The organism is Dellaglioa sp. CoH-56-MRSF-12 (assembly GCF_056782075.1).
The window spans coordinates 1-308 of the sequence record NZ_JBXAYD010000055.1 but is presented as its reverse complement, the minus strand read 5'-3'; the positions used below and the strand labels follow the sequence as shown (position 1 = coordinate 308).

The 308-nt window shown below is 56.2% G+C and carries 1 protein-coding gene; it reads left to right on the top strand.

Going from position 1 to position 308, the window contains the following annotated elements:
- Positions 1-251 (top strand): hypothetical protein (locus AC1RPY_RS07760; RefSeq protein WP_481763108.1); only part of this gene is annotated, 251 nt, incomplete at its 5' end.
- Between the last annotated feature and the right edge of the window lie 57 nt (positions 252-308).

The window sequence follows — 308 nt, the reverse complement described above, 5'->3', positions numbered from 1 at the left end:
ACATGCCTCCTGATTCGGTAGACAGTGGATCGCTTCTCCCGTTCTCGGAGTGGAAGAAAGTCCGGGCCTCGCTCCGCGAGCGTGGTCTGGTGTTTGACCCGGCTAACAAGGTGATCAAGAAGTCGAGTGTCACCGATCAGTATGAGCCGCCGAGCCTCGACGCCGTGCCTGAGTGGTTCCTGAACAAGGGCGACGCGGAAGATAAACCGCGCAAGCGTGGTCGCACTGACGAAATTTCGTTCAATGTTTGATAAAGGAGAAAGTGTATGCGTAAACTCGCAACTCTGCGCCGCGTTTCGGCCCTGAAC